The 16,010-nt window shown below is 48.3% G+C and carries 15 protein-coding genes; 12 read left to right on the forward strand and 3 right to left on the reverse strand.

The features are described from left to right. A partial coding sequence (locus AC3A8L_RS05515) for a TolB-like translocation protein (protein ID WP_487961235.1) occupies positions 1-663 on the reverse strand: 663 nt, incomplete at its 3' end. Between the two features lie 321 nt (positions 664-984). Between AC3A8L_RS05515 and AC3A8L_RS05520 the strand changes: the two genes are divergently transcribed. The 5 genes from AC3A8L_RS05520 to AC3A8L_RS05540 all read left to right on the forward strand — a co-directional run bounded on the left by AC3A8L_RS05520 (position 985) and on the right by AC3A8L_RS05540 (position 7,890). Continuing rightward, positions 985-2,235, forward strand: coding sequence for a hypothetical protein (locus tag AC3A8L_RS05520; RefSeq protein ID WP_487961236.1), 1,251 nt, complete (start codon positions 985-987; stop codon positions 2,233-2,235). Then, positions 2,235-4,805, forward strand: coding sequence for a LamG domain-containing protein (locus tag AC3A8L_RS05525; RefSeq protein ID WP_487961237.1), 2,571 nt, complete (start codon positions 2,235-2,237; stop codon positions 4,803-4,805). The genes AC3A8L_RS05520 and AC3A8L_RS05525 overlap by 1 nt, the downstream gene beginning before the upstream one ends. 11 nt (positions 4,806-4,816) lie before the next feature. Further along, complete coding sequence (locus AC3A8L_RS05530; RefSeq protein ID WP_487961238.1) at positions 4,817-6,412, forward strand: hypothetical protein; 1,596 nt, start codon at positions 4,817-4,819, stop codon at positions 6,410-6,412. A 216-nt stretch (positions 6,413-6,628) separates the two neighbouring features. Continuing rightward, positions 6,629-7,051 carry a homoprotocatechuate degradation operon regulator HpaR gene (gene hpaR / locus AC3A8L_RS05535; protein ID WP_487961239.1) on the forward strand — a complete coding sequence of 141 codons (423 nt, stop codon included), beginning with the start codon at positions 6,629-6,631 and terminating at the stop codon, positions 7,049-7,051. Positions 7,052-7,278: 227 nt separating this feature from the next. Further along, complete coding sequence (locus AC3A8L_RS05540) at positions 7,279-7,890, forward strand: hypothetical protein (RefSeq protein WP_487961240.1); 612 nt, start codon at positions 7,279-7,281, stop codon at positions 7,888-7,890. Positions 7,891-7,978: 88 nt separating this feature from the next. On the opposite strand, the gene fabB is transcribed toward AC3A8L_RS05540, so the two are convergent. Both fabB and fabA read right to left on the reverse strand, forming a co-directional pair. Beyond that, positions 7,979-9,193 carry a beta-ketoacyl-ACP synthase I gene (fabB, locus tag AC3A8L_RS05545; RefSeq protein WP_487961241.1) on the reverse strand — a complete coding sequence of 405 codons (1,215 nt, stop codon included), beginning with the start codon at positions 9,191-9,193 and terminating at the stop codon, positions 7,979-7,981. 84 nt (positions 9,194-9,277) lie between these two features. Beyond that, positions 9,278-9,802, reverse strand: a complete 525-nt coding sequence (fabA, locus tag AC3A8L_RS05550) for a 3-hydroxyacyl-[acyl-carrier-protein] dehydratase FabA (protein ID WP_487961242.1) — start codon at positions 9,800-9,802, stop codon at positions 9,278-9,280. A 263-nt stretch (positions 9,803-10,065) separates the two neighbouring features. Here fabA and galU point away from each other — a divergent pair, with 263 nt between their 5' ends. The 7 genes from galU (at position 10,066) to plsX (ending at position 15,990) form a co-directional block, all read left to right on the forward strand. After that, complete coding sequence (gene galU, locus AC3A8L_RS05555) at positions 10,066-10,899, forward strand: UTP--glucose-1-phosphate uridylyltransferase GalU (RefSeq protein WP_487961243.1); 834 nt, start codon at positions 10,066-10,068, stop codon at positions 10,897-10,899. A gap of 8 nt (positions 10,900-10,907) precedes the next feature. After that, entirely contained in the window at positions 10,908-12,260 is a 1,353-nt protein-coding gene (locus tag AC3A8L_RS05560) for a phosphohexomutase domain-containing protein (RefSeq protein ID WP_487961244.1), read from the forward strand. A 262-nt stretch (positions 12,261-12,522) separates the two neighbouring features. Beyond that, complete coding sequence (purE, locus tag AC3A8L_RS05565; protein WP_487961245.1) at positions 12,523-13,005, forward strand: 5-(carboxyamino)imidazole ribonucleotide mutase; 483 nt, start codon at positions 12,523-12,525, stop codon at positions 13,003-13,005. Further along, on the forward strand, positions 12,957-14,102 hold the full coding sequence (locus AC3A8L_RS05570) for a 5-(carboxyamino)imidazole ribonucleotide synthase (RefSeq protein ID WP_487961246.1): 1,146 nt from the start codon (positions 12,957-12,959) through the stop codon (positions 14,100-14,102). The genes purE and AC3A8L_RS05570 overlap by 49 nt, the downstream gene beginning before the upstream one ends. 66 nt (positions 14,103-14,168) lie before the next feature. After that, entirely contained in the window at positions 14,169-14,723 is a 555-nt protein-coding gene (locus AC3A8L_RS05575; RefSeq protein WP_487961247.1) for a YceD family protein, read from the forward strand. A gap of 41 nt (positions 14,724-14,764) precedes the next feature. Beyond that, positions 14,765-14,947 (forward strand): 50S ribosomal protein L32, encoded by a 183-nt coding sequence (gene rpmF, locus AC3A8L_RS05580; protein ID WP_236986235.1) that lies wholly within the window; start codon positions 14,765-14,767, stop codon positions 14,945-14,947. Positions 14,948-14,949: 2 nt separating this feature from the next. Continuing rightward, positions 14,950-15,990, forward strand: a complete 1,041-nt coding sequence (gene plsX, locus AC3A8L_RS05585) for a phosphate acyltransferase PlsX (protein WP_487961248.1) — start codon at positions 14,950-14,952, stop codon at positions 15,988-15,990. The last annotated feature ends 20 nt before the right edge of the window (positions 15,991-16,010 follow it).

Genomic DNA, 16,010 nt, shown 5'->3' on the forward strand with positions numbered 1-16,010 from the left:
GGCACTTTCATCAAGCCCTGAATATTGAGCCTTACCTTCATCTAAAAGAATGGCTTTGGTGCGTTTTTGCCGGGTCGAGCTAAAAACAATGCTCCCGTTAGGTAGGTAATGCGGCGATACGTCTTGCCCTTGTTCGGCAATCACGCTGTCGAAAAGAGGTTGGGCGATACCCGTTTCTACGGAGTACTCCCAAAGGTTCCACGTTGGCTGTGGGTTGTCATCGTCTGGGTCTGCGGGTGCACGCAAGCTAAAAAGTAATTTGTCGCCATTTGGGGATGCTTCTAGATCTTTAACATCAATAAGGGCTGGGATGAGAGGGCTATCTTCATCATCGGGGTCTTCTAACTGATCAGGAAATAACCCTGCCGTGATATTAACTTCTGCCGCTGAGTATTTTGCGCGGTCCTTGAAAATGAGTTTTGCGCCGGGGTGAAATGCCGCTGGGTCTAAAATATTTTGACTGACCGGCGTGCCCAATGCATCGGGATCGTCGTCGATGGGGATCTGTCGCGTAATAAAAGCGATGGGGATATCGACAACAACAGGGTCGGGCTGCTGTTCTTTACCGGGGCCATTGCCATTACTGACATCGCACCCGCTTGCGAATCCTAATGCCAGTGACACTGGCGAAATGAAAGCGAGCTGGCGAAGAAAATGAAACATGGGCTTCTCGTGTCTGCGGTTTACGTCAATTGCCGACATTTTAGCGTCAATGCTAAGCGGCGTTCATGTCCCTAGTGAATGCGTTATCCATAGAGGTTCTAAAAACGCGCTCATTGTACCTCTTCGGAACTCAATCCGAGAGTGATATGTAAGCAATTTTCCAGCCTTTATAGTTGCAATAGCGGTTATCTGTGCTCTGAGTCTATTTTTGACGCCGGAATTACCGGATCATGGTGGCTCTAGGGTGGTGTGGAACAAAAGCTGCTCTACTCATACATTGCGAACGGCGTAGACGCACAAAATTATTACCAGGTAGGGCATATGTTAAATGTTAGGTTATTGTTCAACCCCATTGTTCGGGGCGTTTTTGTAGGAGGCCTTAGCCTTGCTTCGGCGTTAATTCAGGCGGGCCCTGTAGAGCAAGCGAAACGCATGCACGAGCGCATCGCCGGCGTGCCACCTGATTCAGAGACTGATGTGCTTGCGCGCATGCAGCTGTTGATTAGTGATGGCGACCCTCAGGCCGCCGCGCTAATCGCGATGGAAAACGACAATTTCTATGACGTAACTTTAGTTAATTGGGCAGCGCCTTGGACGAATCGAGATAGCACTGTATTCGTGCCATTCAACGACTATATTGCGACAGTGGTCGGTTTAGTGCGCGATGGTGCCGATTTTCGAAGCGTTTTATTTGGTGATGTTGTTTACGTTGGGCAGGGCGTTACGCCGCCCTACAGTAATGCGAATAATGCACATTACGAAGCTATCACTGAACGTGGATTACCGTTAAAAACGACGTTGGTTCGAGCGATTCAATCCGCGACCACAGGGTTACCTGCGGATGCAACGGCAGGTGTTATTACCTCGCGTGCGGCGTCGCAAGCGTTTTTCAAAGCGGGTACTAACCGCGCCCAGTTGCGATTTACATTATTAAACCACCTGTGTTTGGACCTTGAGCAGCTGCATGATGTAACTCGTGCCCCCGACCGTATTCGTCAAGATGTTTCCCGGTCGCCGGGTGGCGATTCTCGAGCTTTTCTAAATGGCTGTTTGGGTTGCCATAGCGGTATGGATCCGTTGGCTCAAGCATTCGCTTATTACAACTTTAATTATGATGTAGATAACGATCCTGATGGTTTAAACGGTTTCCTTGAATACAACGGCGATGGCGAGCTAGATCCAGAAACGGGGACGCGAGTTCAGGCTAAATACCACTTCAATAGCACGACATTCAAACCCGGTTTTGTCACCCCCGACGATAAATGGGATAACTATTGGCGGGCAGGGGTGAATGCGAATCTGGGTTGGGATACATCATCACCGGATAACGGCAGTGGGCATGGGGCTAAATCTATGGCCACTGAGTTGGCTTACAGCGAGGCTTTCTCAAGCTGCCAAGCGACGAAGGTATTTAAAACTATGTGTTTCCGTGACCCCGAAAACAGTGACGACCGGACACAAATCTCATCGATGGTTGCAAATTTTAAAACTGAAAACTATAACGCGAAAGCATTGTTTGCCGATGCGGCGGTGTACTGCATGGGTATGGATGACTTGGGAGGGGATGATTAATGTTTGTTAATAGGCAATTTCAGCAGGCCGTTCGCAGTTTTATCGTCGTCGGCGCAGTTTTCTTAGCGGCGTGTAGTAACGACAGCACCCCGACTAATCAAAGTAATCCGCCGCCGCCAGTGGTAGATGACGGTGATCGCATTGAATATAAAGGGCCGAATCCGACATCGGCGGATGTGCAGCGCTTTTTGGTGAATGTTTGGAGTAACTTGGCGCCGCAAGAGCGTTGCGGTGCTTGTCATGCTGAAGGTGGACAAGCCCCTCAGTTTGCACGGCGGGATAACATTGATGCTGCATACTCCGCAGCCCTCGAAATCGTTGATTTACAGGCACCATCGATTTCTACCATGGTAAGTAAAGTGGGGGCTGGACATAACTGCTGGCGAGCAGAGGCTTCTGTTTGCGCAGATACCCTGACGACGTGGATTGAAGCTTGGGCTAATGATGCCGGCGTGAGCGGGAATGTGATTGTGCTTACTGCGCCTGAAGTCAAAACGGCGGGTAGTAGTCGCGCATTCCCTGCCGACAGTTCGGACTTCGGTGGTTTAATTCATACACCGTATTTACTGGAATACTGTAGCGATTGCCATTCGCCTTCTGGCTCAACGCCACAACAACCTTACTTTGCTGATAAAAACGTCGATACAGCCTATGAGGCGGCTAAAAGTAAAATTAATTTGAGTGCACCCGCGAGCTCTCGCATGTTGGTGCGTTTACGAGAAGAGTCGCACAATTGCTGGACTGCCGATTGTCAAAATGATGCGAATAATCTTGAGGCTGCAATAGCGGCCTTTGCAGCAACCATCGAACCCACCGAAGTCGATGCTGCTTTGGTGGTGAGTAATGCTTTGCAGTTGGGCGCTGATGGTTTAGTGGCGAGTGCCGGGGGGCGAGTGGAGCCTAACTTAATTGCCAAGTACGAATTTAAAACCGGCAATGGTGACTTTGCGTTTGATACTTCTGGTCAAGACCCCGCGCTGGATTTACGTTTGAACGGTGATGTGGACTGGCTTGAAGGTGGTGTTTGGGGGCTGCGTTTTTTTGGCGGGCGGGCTCAGGCGACTACGGCAGCGAGTGAAAAGCTGCATTCACAAATAACCTTTACCGGTGAGTATAGTGTTGAAGGTTGGGTTGCTGCGGCGAACGTTACGCAAGAGCAATCACATATTGTGAGTTATGCCGGGGGTGATGGCATTGGCAATATTACCCTTGGTCAAACATTGTATAACTACGATTTTCGCAATCGCACCACCGATACCGATGAAGGTGGATTTCCTGGATTGTCGACCCCCAATGCTGACGAGGTACTACAAGCGACACTTCAACATGTTGTGGTGTCGTTCAACATATTGGAGGGGCGGCGGATTTACGTGAATGGTGAACTGGTTGCCAATGATGATCCCGAAAGTATTGGCGAGGGCAGCCTTGGTAGCTGGGATGATACCTATGCGTTAATTTTGGGTACCGAATCCTATAGCGACCCTAATGCGAATGACCCCTGGCTGGGCACCCTGCGTTTTCTAGCTATTCACAACCGTGCACTGTCGGCCGAAGATGTTGCTGTTAACTATGAAATAGGCGTCGGAGAAAAGTTTTATATGCTCTTTCGCGTGACGGATTCATTACAAACTGGAGCGATCCCAGAAGGTACCGATGCTTATGTCGTCTTCGAGGTGGAGCCCTTTGACAGTTACAGCTACCTGTTTGCGAACCCGTTCTTTTATATTCTAGATCCCAATAAAACGGCCGATTCTGAACCGCCTATTCCGCTGCAAGAAATTACATTGAGCGGTATGCGCATTGGTGTGAATGGGCGTGAAGCATCTATAGGGCAGGCTTTTCAAAATGTTAATCTCGGGATATCGGCGACTAATTATGTTGCTGGTGAAGGTTTACCTCTATCCAATATTGGCGCACTGATCCCCGTTGAGCAGGGCAAGGAGAACGATGAGTTTTTCTTAACATTCGATGTTTTGGGTGCACGTACCTACGCGCGCCCAGCCGAGGTTGTACCTACCCCCGCGGCGCCAGAGGATGTAATTGATGCGCTGCGTGCGGCTGAAATTGGCGTTAAGACATTCGCTGAAATTAATGCCAGTTTATCGCAGATGACCGGCGTTGCGACAACGCAAGCTGCGGTAAGCGAAACCTATGAAAAGGTGAGGCAGCAGCTTCCTGTTGGCGAAAATATAGAAGGCTTTTTACCGGCTCATCAAATGGGCATTACTCAGTTGGCGGTGGCTTATTGCAGTGTGTTGGTGGCGAGTAACGAATTGCGAACGGCCATATTCGGAAGTTTCAATTTTGGCGTGAATCCGGTTACGGCTTTTGATGCGGCAGGGCGCAGCCTTATTGTTGATGGTTTAGCAAAAGTATTGGTGGTGGAAACACCAGAAGGCATTGCTGTTAAGTCTGGCCCCTCTGCGACGCCGCAGTTGGCCGAGCGTTTAGGCGGTTTAATTGATCGGATGGTTTCGTGTGGTAATAACTGCCCTGCGGATACAACAAATACAACTGTAACCGCCGTCTGCGCTGCTGCGCTAGGCAGCGCCGCAATGTTGGTGCAGTAGGAGATATACCCATGAAAAAACGTTTCTTTGAAATTGACCAACCTCTAGCGCACCCGGATCACCATAAGCCACGTTCGCGCCGAGACTTTATTGCGCAGGGTTTTACGGCAGGCGCGGCCAGTGTTCTTGGAGCGCCTTGGTTGGCGAACTCCGCAATGGCGGAATTATCGGATGATGTGCTGAATGGTGACAATGGTCGCGAGTGTAAGCTCGCTTATGGTGGCGCTAATAAGATCCCGTTTATCTGTTTTGACTTGGCCGGCGGTGCCAATATAGCGGGCTCTAATGTTTTGGTGGGAGGCCCCGGCGGCCAGTTGGACTTTCTTAGCGCTTCGGGTTACTCCAAGCAAGGGTTACCTGGTGATATGGTGCCATCGGTGGTGAACCCCGCGACGGATACCAATGATTTTGTGAATGATAGCTTGGGCTTAGCCTTTCATGCCGACTCGCAATTTCTTGCTGGCATTATGGAGAAGACTTCTGTCGCGACGCGCGAGCTCATTAATGGCGCCGTGATTCCAGCGCGAAGTGAGAATGATACGGGTAATAATCCGCACAACCCAATGTATGGGATTCATAAGGCGGGCGCTGCGGGCGCATTACTGCCTTTGTGCGGTTCTTCTAGTAGTGTGTCTGGCGGTAATTCAATGGCGCCGGCGAGTATGGTCGACCCTTCTGCTCGCCCTACAAAAGTCGATAGGCCTACAGACGTGACCGGGTTGGTGGATACAGGTGGTTTAGTTGGGTTGCTGTCTAAAGACGAAACAGTGGCTGTTATGGAAGCTATGTATCGCATCAGTAAGGACAAACTCGATGTAGTAAATACACAACGTGATCGTGACGAAGTGATTAAAGAGCATGTGCGTTGTAGTTATGCCAAAAGTGCCGATATTGTCTCTCAGTTTGGCGGTATTGATTTAAGTCCATTATCAGATCCTGAAATTGTCGGTGAGAATGGCATTTTTAGTGCGGCAGATATGGCGGATCGCGAATTCAGTAAAACGGCCTCGGTGATGAAACTTGTGCTCGACGGGCCACTTCAATCCAACGGTTTGGCGGGTGCGTATGCAGGAGCAGGTACCATCACTATGGGCGGGTACGATTATCACACGGGTGATCGCGCCACTGGCGAAAGCCGAGATTTACGTGCCGGCCGCTGTATGGGGGCTGTGCTCGAATATGCAGCGAAGAAACAGAAGCAAGTGATGATGTATGTCTTCAGCGACGGTTCTGTTTTTTCTAATGGGATGACAGACGATAGTATTGGTGGTCGTGGTAAAGGCGTGTGGACGGGGGATAACCAGCAAACGGCAAGTGCATTTTTCTTGGTTTATAACCCGACCAAAAAACCTGAATTGCTAGGGGCGACAGATGATGAAAAAGCGCGCAGCCAACAAATTGGTTTTATGCGCTCTAGTGGTGATGTTGAAACATCTTCCAGCCCTGCGGCAAACAATGTGAATTCGTTAGTGGAGTCTGTGGTGTTGAATTACATGGCCCTCAACGGCGAACAAGGTGACTTCAGCACTGTATTTGAAAAGCATGGCTTAGGTGACCTTGATTCAATGACGGCTTTTGCGTCTATAAATCCTGAAAAACCTGAATGAATCAGTATTGCGCATGCACAGCAGGAGGCTTTTTAGGTAGAGATAACGCATGCGGTGTATTTATCATGATAACTAACGCGTTGCTCGTCGGAAACTCATGCAAAAGTACGTCATTTTTGGATTAAATGACGAGCATGTTACATAACGGGGTGGCGCATAAATCAACAATTGGTTAATATTTAACCTCTTCCATGATTTGTTGATGTGTGAAAATATATGAAAGTTGATTTTGAAAGTTTACCTATTTTATTACAGAAGGCGCGAGAGTCAGTGGTTTTGGCGGCGCGTCAAACTCTGAGCAATTTTGAGCTAACCGAGCAGCAGTGGCGTGTGATACGCACCACCTACCTGAACGGTGAATTGAATGCGCAAACGCTGGCTTCTCAAAGCGCAATCTTGGGGCCCAGCTTGTCGCGTATTTTGAATCGTTTAGAGCAGGATGGAATTTTACTGCGTAAAATTTCACCGGGAGACCAAAGGGAGTTGGTTATATCGTTGAGCGCTAAAGGCAAGCGTCTTCATCAAAAAGTTCAGCCTAAAGTTCAGGCGAATTACGATGCGTTAAGCAGTAAGCTGAGTAATAACAAAATGGGCCAGTTGGTCGGCTTATTGGATGATGTTATTGCGATCGATCAATAGCCTTCTTGTGATATTTGTTCTTTAGTTAAGTAATATCGCCACGGATGGTGGTAGGCTTTTCAATTTCTATTCTCGATGACTTCTCTGCCGTTTGGCGCCAAAACCCCCCGCTTAGTGTGATCGCTATCACGCATTCATAATAATTCCGCTATTCTTGAGTTGGATGGACTATATCCATTCTGCGTATTGCTTAAATCGTAGGCAGATAAAACTTAGAGGGTATGCTCGTGGCGTTGCTAGATTTAAACTTGGCTCAAGCTTTTGAACCTGAGAAGGTCGAAGGAAGCGGTGGTGCATCTAATTGTGACTTGGTTTGGGACTTAAATCAGTTTAAGCAGCAGAAACTCGCGCAAGAATTTGTCCTTAAATTTGAAAACCGAATCTGCGTGTACTCTGGTTCAGTTGAGCAAATTTACACAAATTATAATGTTTTCTTTCCTAAGGAAGAGAACCGAAAACTTGTCATTTTGCCTAATCCGTTTGCGCATCATGATATTTTCCATTCAGTGCCAGAGCACGCGGTTAAGCCTACAGGTTTAATGATTGTGCCCGACTATTACAGCGCCGATCAGCGAATGATGCTTCGGATTCCTTTGCGTAAAGGCTCCGATCCTTATCGCTTGGTTCCTCTTAATGCGGGGCTGCGTTTAATCAATAGCCGAAGACCACCAGATCAACCCTTGCTGCCGATGCTGGTTAAAGGCGATTTAAGAGAGTTGGATCAAAGTACGCCAAGCTTGCACCTTCACTCAATTAATTTAGCGCGAGTTGGCAATTTGTCGGCGATGGAGATTGGAGGTATCAGGGCTGTAGTGCTAGATAAAATGGATAAGCTTTAACGTATCTACACGACCCTTAAGCTTTAAAACGAAAAAGCCCTGCAGTTTGAACGCTGCAGGGCTTTTTCGTTTTTCATGCGTATAACTTTTAACCGTTGTAGCGGTTAAATATGAGCGTAGCGTTTGTTCCGCCAAAACCGAAGCTGTTCGACATAATACGATTAAGCTCTGCTGTTCGCATGCTCTCTACAATCGACATTCCCACCGCTTTCTCGTCCAGGTTGGAGATATTGGCCGATGCGCTAATAAAGCCATGCTCCATCATTAGAAGGCTGTAGATGGCCTCTTGTACGCCTGTGGCCCCGAGGGAGTGGCCGGTCAGTGATTTTGTTGATGCGGTGGCGGGCACATTGTTGCCAAAGACTTCTTTAACGGCGCTAAGCTCTGCAACATCGCCAACGGGCGTGCTTGTACCGTGCGAATTAATGTAATCGATCGGTGCGGTATCACCGCCCATAGCCATGCGCATACAGCGTGCTGCACCTTCACCACTTGGGGCAACCATGTCATAACCGTCACTTGTGGCACCATAGCCGACAAGTTCAGCATAGATGGTTGCTCCGCGCGCGATAGCATGATCTAAAGACTCAACAACCAGGCAACCGCCGCCGCCGCCAATAACAAATCCATCGCGGTCTGCATCGTAAGGGCGGGAGGCTTTATCTGGAGTGTCGTTATATTTCGTCGACAACGCACCCATGGCGTCAAATAGGCCTGTTAGCGTCCAATGCTCTTCTTCGCCGCCGCCAGCAAAAACGATATCTTGCTTGCCGAGTTGAATGAGCTCCATCGCATTACCGATGCAGTGTGCACTGGTCGCGCAGGCTGAAGAGATTGAGTAATTAACCCCTTTAATTTTAAAGGGAGTGGCCAGGCAGGCACTGGTGGTGCTACCCATAGTTTGGGTGACGCGGTAGGGGCCTGCACGCTTAACGCCTTTGCTGCGAATAATATCGGCAGACTCTACAACGCTGCGCGTTGATGCGCCGCCAGAGCCCATGATAATACCAGAGCGCTCGTTAGAAACTTCGTGCTCTTCAAGACCTGCATGTGCGATGGCATTTTGCATGGCTACGTAAGAAAAACCTGCAGCATCGCCCATGAAGCGCAATTGTTTGCGATCGATAAAGTCGCCTAGGTTTATGTCCACTGAGCCTGATACTTGGCTGCGAAAGCCTTGTTCGGCATAGCTTTCGTTAAAACGAATGCCAGACTTGCCTTCTTTAAGTGAACTTAGGACGGTGTCTAAATCATTGCCAATGCAGGAAACAACACCCATGCCGGTAATCACAACACGCTTCATAGTAGCCTCTTTAAAATACAATTAGGTCGTTTACTCTGCCGCATTAAAGCGGCAGGTAAGTTTTATTATTGATTCTGCCTTAAATTAAAAGCTATCAGTATTGGTGAATAGCCCAACGCGCAAGTCTTTGGCGGTGTAAATCTCTTTACCGTCAACTTCGACAGAGCCATTGGCAATTCCCATGACTAATTTGCGTTCGATAACGCGTTTTAGGGTAATGCGGTAGGTGACTTTTTTCGCCGTTGGCAAAATTTGGCCGGTAAATTTCACTTCGCCAGAACCCAAAGCGCGACCTCGACCTTGGTTGCCTTTCCAGGCTAAGAAGAAGCCAACTAGCTGCCACATAGCATCTAGGCCTAGGCAACCAGGCATTACTGGGTCGCCAGGGAAGTGGCAGCCAAAGAACCATAAGTCTGGGTTGATATCGAGTTCGGCGACAATCTCGCCTTTACCGTGCTCACCGTTGGTGGCGCTGATCGATGTAATGCGATCAAGCATTAGCATGTTGGGTATAGGGAGTTGCGCGTTGCCTGGGCCGAAAAGTTCGCCGTGGCCGCACGCTAATAATTCATCGCGCTCGTAAGAGGACTTTGGTTCAAAGGTGTGCATAGGTGGCTCGTTTGATGTTTGCAGCTGGACCTGAATGCAACAAAATGGTGCGCTCAGGTTAGTTTGAGGTTTGGCCTGTTGTCATAGGCCTGTCACTAAAGGGCTGACATTCTAACGCCTCAGACGAAGTTGTCCAGCACCAAGCCTTTAGGCGATTATTGGGCTGTTAAATAAGTCGGCCGCCTATTTGCATGCATTGGAAATATCCTCTGTGTTATATTCGGCGCCTGCCGAGCAATCCATCCCTATTTTAAGGAAATTTTATGATTAAGAAGTGTTTATTCCCTGTTGCCGGATACGGTACTCGTTTCCTTCCAGCAACCAAGTCAATGCCCAAAGAAATGCTCCCCGTTGTGAATAAGCCATTGGTGCAATACGGTGTTGAAGAGGCGTTGGAGGCAGGTTTAACCGATATTGGTTTTGTGACTGGTCGCGGTAAGCGCGCTATCGCCGATCACTTTGATGTGAGCTATGAGCTTGAGCATCAAATTGCAGGCTCGGCAAAAGAAGAGTACTTGAATTCTATTCGAGGCGTTATGGCGAAAGGGGCTTTCTCCTTTACTCGTCAGCGTGAAATGCGTGGTTTAGGTGATGCAATTTTAAATGGCAAGCGCTTGATTGGTGATGAAGCTTTTGCGGTCGTATTATCAGATGATTTATGCGTAGCTGATCACGGTGGTGATGGTGTTTTGGCGCAAATGGTTGCTTTGTATAAGCAGTTTCGCTGCAGTATCGTAGCGATTCAAGAAGTGCCTGACGATCAAATTCATAAATTTGGTGTTATTGCTGGAGAATCTATTAAAGATGGCATTTATCAAGTAACGGATATGGTTGAGAAACCCTCTAAAGAAGAGGCGCCCACCAATCTTGCGATTATTGGCCGTTATATTCTTACACCAGATATTTTTGAAATTATCGAAAAAACGCCACCAGGTAAGAATGGTGAGGTGCAAATTACTGATGCATTGTTGACTCAGGCTAAGCAGGGTTGTGTGTTGGGCTATAAGTTTAAAGGCAAGCGCTTCGATTGCGGTAGTGTTGAAGGCTTTGTTGAAGCAACAAATTTTGTTTACGAAAATATTTATAAAGAAGGTTAAGTCAATTAATGAAAATTACCTGTTTTAAGGCCTATGATATTCGTGGCCGCGTTCCTGATGAGCTGAATGATGATGTTGCTTATCGAATCGGTCGTGCATACGTTGAGTTCCTTGGCGCCAAAACAGTAGTTGTGGGGCATGATATTCGCCTGACGAGTGCATCCCTTACTGATGCGCTTGTTAATGGTTTGACGGATGCAGGCGCTGACGTTACGCATATTGGTCAGTGCGGAACAGAAGAGGTTTACTTTGCTACTTTTGAACTAGGTGTTGATGGCGGTATTTGTGTAACGGCTAGCCATAACCCCATGGACTACAACGGCTTGAAGCTGGTTCGTGAAGGCTCTAGACCGATTTCTGGTGATACGGGCTTGCATGAAATCCAGGCGATGGCTGAGGCGGGTAATTTCAAAGAGGCCGTAAAAGGCTCCGTTACTCAAAAAGATATGCGCTTAGCGTACATTGATCATCTCTTAACCTATGTTGATGTTAGTAAGCTTAAGCCATTAAAAGTTGTGGTTAATGCGGGCAATGGCGGTGCTGGAATGGTACTCGATGCCATTGAAAAGCATCTGCCTTTCGAGTTTATCAAAATTCACCATACGCCCGATGGAAGCTTCCCTAACGGAATCCCCAACCCTTTGTTGCTTGAGAATCAGGGCGTTACGGCTGAAGCGGTGCGCAAGCATGGTGCCGATTTAGGTATAGCGTGGGATGGCGATTTTGATCGTTGTTTCTTCTTTGATGAAGGTGGTAACTTCATGGAAGGTTATTACCTAGTAGGCTTGTTGGCGCAGTCATTTTTAATGAAGCATGAGGGCGCTGCTATTGTTCATGACCCGAGATTGACGTGGAATACCGTTGATATTGTTGAGGCTTCGGGTGGCAGGGCGGTACAGAGTAAGACAGGGCATGCATTTATTAAAGAGCGCATGCGCTTGGAAGATGCAGTCTACGGTGGCGAAATGAGTGCTCACCACTACTTCAAGGACTTTGCTTACTGTGATAACGGTACGATTCCTTGGTTGCTCATTACCGAGATGTTGGGTGAGCGAAGCATTCCGTTGTCGGAATTGATTGGTGAGCGTATAGCGGCATTCCCTTGTAGCGGTGAAATCAATCGGCGCGTTAGTGATACAGCCATATTGCTAGAGCAAATTGAAGCGAAATATGCCGGGGAAGCGCTAAAAATTGAGCATGTTGACGGTTTGTCGATGGCCTTTGATCGCTGGCGTTTTAATTTAAGGTGCTCAAGTACAGAGCCTTTGTTTCGTTTGAATGTGGAAGCGCGCGGTGATCGTGAGCTAATGGAGCAAAAGACTGCGGATCTGTTGAGTATCATTGACAGTAGCCCCGACTAACCTTTGGTTCCGTTGATTTAATGCGAAGCGGAGGCGTTTTCCTCCGTTTTTTTGTTTCTGCGGTATCAGTTTTATGGTTGCTAAAGCTGTAATTTTTATCGTTATGGCGTGCTTCAAATTAAATTGATTAAAAAATCTACTTTCCAGCGCTCGTGTTTTCTGGAATGATGCGCGGCTTTCTTTTTGTTGCGGTTATGTTGCTTGCGGTGTTTTACGTAAATTAGGAACGTAATGAGCAAACCGTTTTCAGTTTGAGGTAAATATGTCTATTCCCGTCAATATTATTATGGGTTCCCGTTCCGACTGGCCGATTATGGAGCTCGCCACTGTGCCTCTTACGCAGCTGGGTGTTGAGTTTGAGTGCAATGTGGTTTCTGCGCACCGTACTCCCGAGCGATTACTGGAATTTGCGAAGAGCGCGCCAGAGCGCGGCGTTAAAGTTTTGATTGCTGGCGCCGGCGGTGCTGCTCATTTAGCCGGTATGGCGGCAGCAATGACTTGGATTCCGGTGATTGCTGTGCCCATTCCGGCTGGCCGCTTGCAAGGTGTCGATAGCTTGTTGTCGATGGTGCAAATGCCTAAGGGTGTAGCGGTCTCGACACAAGCCATCGGTGAGCCAGGTGCATACAATGCGGGCTTAATGGCCGCTCAGATATTAGCTTTGTCAGATCCGCAGTTAGCCGAGCGCTTACAGGCATGGCGCCAGAAGCAGACGGACAGCGTACCTTGGGAGGTTATCGATTGATGCGCATTGCGGTGTTAGGTGTTGGTCAGTTGGCCAGAATGATGGCTCTGGACGGCATTGCAATGGGTGTAGAGTTTAGCTTTCTTAAATTCCCTGAGGAAGATTCTCGCTGCGTAGATCATTTGGGTCTAGTGGTTACCGTTAAGGCGGAGGATTCTTGTGCGGCTTTGTTTGAGGCACTGGGTTCCCCTGATGTCATCACTACCGAAAAAGAAGGTGTGGATGTTACCTTTTACGAGCAGTTTTCGGCACACTGCTCGGTTTTCCCGCCTTCGAAGGCTGTTTGGATTACTCAGAACCGCCTACGTGAAAAAACATTTCTAAATGATCAGGGTGTTCCGACGGCGGATTTTGCGCCGGCGGCAACATTTGATGAGATTGCTCCTGCGGCTGAAGGCCTGGGTTATCCCGTTATTGTGAAGACCCAAGAAAATGGGTACGACGGTAAAGGCCAGTGGTGGCTTCGTTCGGCGGCGGATGTTGCCGCCATGAGTGGAGCTGAGGATTCTGGTCCGTGGCTGCTGGAAAAAGTGGTTCCTTTTGAGCGCGAGATTTCGGTTGTCGCTGCGCGGGCATCAACAGGGCAGATTGAGGTTTACCCTCTCGCTGAAAATGTTCATCGCGAGGGTGTGTTGCTAACAAGCATTGTGCCTGTAGAGGCTATTGCGCAAAAACAATCCGATGACGTAAAGTCGCATATAACTCGCTTGCTTGAAGAGTTGAATTATGTGGGCGTGTTGTCGATGGAGTGTTTTGTGACGGAAGCCGGCATTGTGGTGAATGAGTTGGCGCCAAGGGTTCACAATAGCGGCCACTGGACTCAGAATGCGACTCAGGCAGGTCAGTTTGAACAGCATGTTAGGGCTGTACTTGGCTTTCCGTTGGCGGCTTCTGAGGTGTGCGGCGCAGCAGGTATGCTTAATTTGCTAGGGGTTGAGGCGACTGCAGAGCAAGCTTTGCAAGCTAATCATCACTGGCATTGGTATGGGAAAGAGGTTCGTTCGGGGCGAAAAGTAGGTCACATTAATGTGACTGCACCCGATATAGCGGCGTTGAAATTGGCTCTTGCGAAGTTGGAAGCTGAGATCTACGCTTAATCATTTGTCGAAAATTGATCAATTAATTTTGACATCCTTATTGCAAATCAATATTATCGCGCGCTTATGTCAGATGACACACTAAAAAGAACAATTCCGCAGTACATCGAACCCCGAAAATTTTGCATAAAGGGCGTGTTGCTTGCTGGAGAAATACCCGGTGACGGATTTCAACGATTATTAGCGGCTTCGGCAGTGGTTGATCGTTTGAGTGCCGAGCTGGAGTTTGGTTTTGATCAGGAGCGCCGCCGTACTGTAACGGGCAAGGTGAGTGCTGAGTTGACGCTGGATTGTCAGCGATGCTTAGATTCAATGCCTTATAGCACAGAGATTGACGTAAACTGGGCTATAGTTTGGGACGAAGAAAAAGCTAAGCAATTACCGGCTCGCATTGAGCCTTGGATTGCAGGCGAAGAACCTGAAGACTTATACGCAATGATTGAGGATGAGTTGCTGTTGGCAATACCGACAGCACCGATGCACTCTGAATTGTGTATTGAGAGCTCTTTATTAAGTAGCGGTGATGAAGAGCTCATCGATGATGAAAAAGAATTAACAAACAACCCTTTTCAAGCGCTAGCCGCTTTAAAGGGCAATAGTAGTAAAGATCAAAAAAACTAAACCGCCGAGAGGCGCAAAGTCAATAAGCCCAGGAGTACACCATGGCTGTTCAAAAATCGAAAAAAACTCGCTCTAAGCGCGGCATGCGCCGTTCACATGACGCATTAACTGCAACTAACTTGTCAGTAGATGCGACTACCGGCGAGAAGCATTTACGCCATCACATTACGCCAGACGGTTTCTACCGTGGCCGTAAGGTTTTGAATACTCAAGACGACGAGTAAGTTTGGCATCGCCAACTTATTTAGCTGTTGATGTGATGGGTGGGGACGATAGTCCCCACTCGTTCATTTGCGCTTCGGTTTCTTTTCTTAAGCTCAACCCTCTTGTTCATATCACTCTGTTTGGCGATAAAGCCATTATAGAGTCCTCTTTGAGCGCATTAGACACTAACGTTGTTTCTTCTCGGCTGAATGTTGTTCATGCTGAGCAAATTGTCACGCCTGAAGAAAAGCCCGGCACCGCGCTGCGTTCAAAGCAAGATTCTTCCATGTGGCTGGCTCTTCGTGCCGTTGCCCATGGTGAGGTGCAAGCTGTTTTAAGCGCAGGAAATACAGGTGCTTTGATGGCAATGGCCAGGCACCTGGTTGGCACGCTTGATGGGGTAGAGCGACCGGCTATTTGCAAGCGAATGCCTGTTTCTGGTTCGCCATGTTTTGTACTGGACTTGGGCGCAAACATTAAGGTCGGTGCAAAGCAGCTGCATGAGTTTTCTTTGATTGGAGCGGCCTTGGCTGAGGTTGAGGGTGTTACGCCCGTTAAGGTTGGGCTTCTCAATATAGGGGCGGAGCTTCAAAAGGGGACTGAGGTTCTCCATGAGGCGGATAAATTACTGCGAGATGACTCGCGTTTTGAATACGTGGGCTTTGTTGAAGGTAATGCCATTTTCGAAGGTGTTGCAAATGTTGTTGTTTGCGATGGTTTCACTGGGAATGTTGCCCTGAAAGCTAGCGAGGGTTTGGCGCGTTACCTTATTCGCGACTTGCGCCGCTATTTTGCAGCCTCTTTGTGGCGAAAAACACTGGGTGTTCTTTTGGGCATTATGGCGATAGGTTGGTTTAAACGATTGGATCCTTCGGCTTATAACGGCGCGTTGCTGGTGGGGTTAAAGGGGGTCGTTGTTAAAAGCCATGGCGCGGCCGATAGCAAAAGTTTTCAAGCGGCTCTTCGGGTAACTTGTGATCAGGCGCGGCGCAGGCCCGATAAACTATTGGCGAGTTGGTTGTCGCAAGCTCCTATCGCTCGCAGTATTAATCTTAAAAATTAGCAATCAGTTAAAGGTTTTAA

The sequence above is a fragment of the Marinagarivorans sp. genome, from assembly GCF_982758155.1.

Coding starts and splice junctions, on each gene's coding strand:
- AC3A8L_RS05520 (WP_487961236.1), top strand. CDS start 985: ATGTTAAATGTTAGGTTATTGTTCAACCCCATTGTTCGGGGCGTTTTT.
- AC3A8L_RS05575 (WP_487961247.1), top strand. CDS start 14,169: ATGTCAGATGACACACTAAAAAGAACAATTCCGCAGTACATCGAACCC.
- AC3A8L_RS05560 (WP_487961244.1), top strand. CDS start 10,908: ATGAAAATTACCTGTTTTAAGGCCTATGATATTCGTGGCCGCGTTCCT.
- galU (WP_487961243.1), top strand. CDS start 10,066: ATGATTAAGAAGTGTTTATTCCCTGTTGCCGGATACGGTACTCGTTTC.
- AC3A8L_RS05530 (WP_487961238.1), top strand. CDS start 4,817: ATGAAAAAACGTTTCTTTGAAATTGACCAACCTCTAGCGCACCCGGAT.
- hpaR (WP_487961239.1), top strand. CDS start 6,629: ATGAAAGTTGATTTTGAAAGTTTACCTATTTTATTACAGAAGGCGCGA.
- fabA (WP_487961242.1), bottom strand. CDS start 9,802: ATGCACACCTTTGAACCAAAGTCCTCTTACGAGCGCGATGAATTATTA.
- rpmF (WP_236986235.1), top strand. CDS start 14,765: ATGGCTGTTCAAAAATCGAAAAAAACTCGCTCTAAGCGCGGCATGCGC.
- fabB (WP_487961241.1), bottom strand. CDS start 9,193: ATGAAGCGTGTTGTGATTACCGGCATGGGTGTTGTTTCCTGCATTGGC.
- AC3A8L_RS05570 (WP_487961246.1), top strand. CDS start 12,957: ATGGCGCCAGAAGCAGACGGACAGCGTACCTTGGGAGGTTATCGATTG.
- AC3A8L_RS05525 (WP_487961237.1), top strand. CDS start 2,235: ATGTTTGTTAATAGGCAATTTCAGCAGGCCGTTCGCAGTTTTATCGTC.
- purE (WP_487961245.1), top strand. CDS start 12,523: ATGTCTATTCCCGTCAATATTATTATGGGTTCCCGTTCCGACTGGCCG.